This window comes from Alcanivorax sp. HI0083 (assembly GCF_001635175.1).
On sequence record NZ_LWFX01001281.1, the window covers coordinates 1 to 2,911 of the forward strand.

Here is a 2,911-nt window from a genome sequence, read left to right on the forward strand (position 1 = left end):
TTGGTGATGCCAAGTCTCTGGCGTGCCATCCGGCGACTACCACACACCGGCAGTTGAATGATGAAGAGCTGAAAAAGGCGGGTGTCAGCGCAGACCTGGTGCGTCTGTCCATTGGTATCGAGCATGTGGACGATATCCTGGCAGATATCGAACAGGCGCTGTTGGCCGTTTAAATTTGTGCACGAAACTGGGCCGGCGTCATGCCGGTCCAGCGTTTGAAGGCTTTGGCAAAGGCGCTTTCATCGGAAAAGCCCAATTTGTCGGCAATATCAAAGAGTTTTGACCCTTCCTTCAGTGACTGTTCAGCCATGCCCTGCAGCAGTGAATCGCGCAGCAGCTTGAAGCTGGTGCCTTCTTCGCTGAGTTTGCGGATCAGGTGGCGGCCGCTCATGGCCATCTGCTCGGCCACTTTTTCCTTGCCCCAGCGGGGATGCTGACGTAACAGGTCGCGGACGCTGGCACTTAACGACTGGCTGCCCAGTTGCTCCAGCAGCTGGTCGGCCAGGGTGCGCAAGTGCTGGCAAAGCGCCGGGTTGGCGTAGATGAGTGGCAGCGACAGGGCGGCGGCTGAAATGCGCAAGCTATTGTGGGCAGCTTCGAATTCAACGGGGACACCCAGCAGTTGTTGATAGCGATCCGGGTCGGCCAGAGCCGGATGGGAGAAACTGATGCCGCTGGCTTGAAGTTGCTCGCCGGTGGACCAGCGTGTCAGTTGCAACAGGGAGGCCAGCGCGGCTTCCACCCGTTCTGCCAGCCGAGTGGTGTATTGGGGCAGGTAGCGGATTTCGCACACATCACCTGCCACGGCATATTCGAAGGTTCCACCTTCGCCAACAATGGGGTAGTAGTCCATCAGCGAATCCAGCGCTTCGGCCACGGTGTCGCAGCTCATCAGCACCATGCCCACGGTATCCAGATGCCCGACCTGAATGGCCAGCCCGAACTGGATGCCGATGAGTGGGTCGTCGGCCTGTTGGCAGAAGGTTTCCCAGATTTCTCCCTGTAATTCCAGGCTCACCCGCTCTTGCTCGGCAAAGGCGTTTTTCAGTGACGCAGGCAGCGCGAAGCCCAGCTGTTCTGCAGCCTGGCTGATTGCCTGGGTAAAGCGCACCGTAACGGTGGGAGTATGCGTCATGGGTGTGAGTGAGGTCCCGAATTAACCGTGACAACGTCCTGAAATAGCCGTGTGTCTATTGTTTGTCCGCCCTAGAGTGGCAAGCATACCAAACTCTGTGCTCCGCTTCGCTTGTCGGGCACCGGTAACCGAATAAAAGACACAATAAAAACGGGACAGCTATGTACGCAGTGATAGGGGCCGGCCCCATGGGCCTGGCCACGGCCAGGAACCTGAAGAAATACGGTATTCCTTTTGTCGGTTTTGACCTGAATACCGATGTGGGAGGCTTGTGGGATATCGATAACCCGCACAGCACCATGTATGAATCGGCGCATCTGATCTCGTCCAAGACGATGACCGAGTTCAAAGAGTTTCCCATGGCCGATGATGTGGCCACTTACCCCCACCATCGCGAGATGAAGCGTTATTTCCAGCAGTATGCCGCCCATTTCGGCCTGTATGAGCACTATGAATTTTCCACCCGGGTGGTTCAGGTGCTGCGCGATGGTGATGAGTGGCTGGTAACCACCGAGGCGAAAGGGGAAGAGCAATGCCGCCGCTTTACCGGTGTGCTGATTGCCAACGGCACCTTGCATACGCCGAATCTGCCCAACCTGCCGGGCCGTTTTGATGGCGAATTGATGCACTCCAGTGAATACCGGCATCCCTCCTGTTTCGATGGCAAACGGGTGCTGGTGGTGGGCTGTGGAAATTCGGCCTGTGATATCGCCGTGGATGCGGTGCACCGGGCCGCCAGCGTGGATATGTCCGTACGCCGGGGTTATTACTTCCTGCCCAAGTTTATTGGCGGTAAGGCCACCGATTCCATTGGTGGCAAAATCAAGTTGCCCCGTGCGCTCAAACAAAGGGTAGATGACCGACTGATCCGCATGATCATCGGCAAGCCCAGTGACTACGGGTTGCCGGACCCGGATTACAGATTGTATGAATCCCACCCGGTGGTTAACTCACTGGTGCTGCACCATATAGGCCACGGGGATATCACGCCGCGGGGAGATATCTCCGCCGTTTCAGGAAATACCGTTACCTTCGTCAATGGACAATCGCGGGATTATGACCTGATTCTTATGGGCACCGGTTACAAGCTGGATTATCCCTTTATCGATCCTGCCGAGCTCAACTGGAAAAACAGCGATGCACCGCAGCTTTATCTCAATGTGTTTCATCCCGAACACCGTAACCTGTTCATGATGGGGATGGTGGAAGCCGCCGGTCTGGGCTGGGAGGGGCGTAACGAGCAGGCAGAAATGGTCGCCCTGTACCTTCGTGCCCGTGAGCAGAAGAGTGCCGCCGCCGCAGCCCTGGAAGAAACCGTACGCAAGGAGGCGGAAAAAAATCTGGATGGCGGTTACGCCTATCTGAAATTGGCGCGCATGGCGTACTACGTCAACAAGGATTGTTACCGCAAGGCCGTGAACGGCCACATCTCAGCCCTGAAAAAGGAGGCATGAGATGGAGGTTCACTTTGGAAGTGAAAACTTACTGATCCTGAATGTCATCCTGGCGTTCATGATGTTCGGTGTTTCCCTGTCACTCACCGGCGATGATTTCCGACGCGTGCTCAAGCGCCCGGATGCACCCATCGTCGGGCTGCTTGCCCAGTTCGTGCTGTTGCCTGCCGCCACCTGCCTGACCACCTGGTACTTCAATGTGGATCCGGAACTGGCGTTGGGCATGATCCTGGTGGCGTCCTGCCCCGGCGGCTCGTTTTCCAACATCATGACCTGGCTGGGGCGGGCCAATGTGGCGGTTTCGGTGAGTATGACGGCGGTC

At 56.9% G+C, this 2,911-nt stretch carries 4 protein-coding genes; 3 read left to right on the forward strand and 1 reads right to left on the reverse strand.

Annotated features, from left to right (window positions below; genetic code table 11):
- The coding region (locus A3754_RS26270) for a PLP-dependent transferase (RefSeq protein ID WP_197468716.1) at window positions 1-173 on the forward strand (173 nt) is incomplete at its 5' end.
- Here the strand turns inward: A3754_RS26270 and A3754_RS18975 are convergent.
- On the reverse strand, window positions 170-1,135 hold the full coding sequence (locus tag A3754_RS18975) for an AraC family transcriptional regulator (protein WP_063520947.1): 966 nt from the start codon (window positions 1,133-1,135) through the stop codon (window positions 170-172). The two genes, A3754_RS26270 and A3754_RS18975, sit on opposite strands and share 4 nt — an antisense overlap.
- A gap of 161 nt (window positions 1,136-1,296) precedes the next feature.
- On the opposite strand from A3754_RS18975, the gene A3754_RS18980 reads away from it, so the two are divergent.
- Both A3754_RS18980 and A3754_RS18985 read left to right on the forward strand, forming a co-directional pair.
- Entirely contained in the window at window positions 1,297-2,589 is a 1,293-nt protein-coding gene (locus A3754_RS18980) for an NAD(P)/FAD-dependent oxidoreductase (protein ID WP_063520948.1), read from the forward strand.
- A 1-nt stretch (window position 2,590) separates the two neighbouring features.
- The coding region (locus tag A3754_RS18985; RefSeq protein WP_369817628.1) for a bile acid:sodium symporter family protein at window positions 2,591-2,911 on the forward strand (321 nt) is incomplete at its 3' end.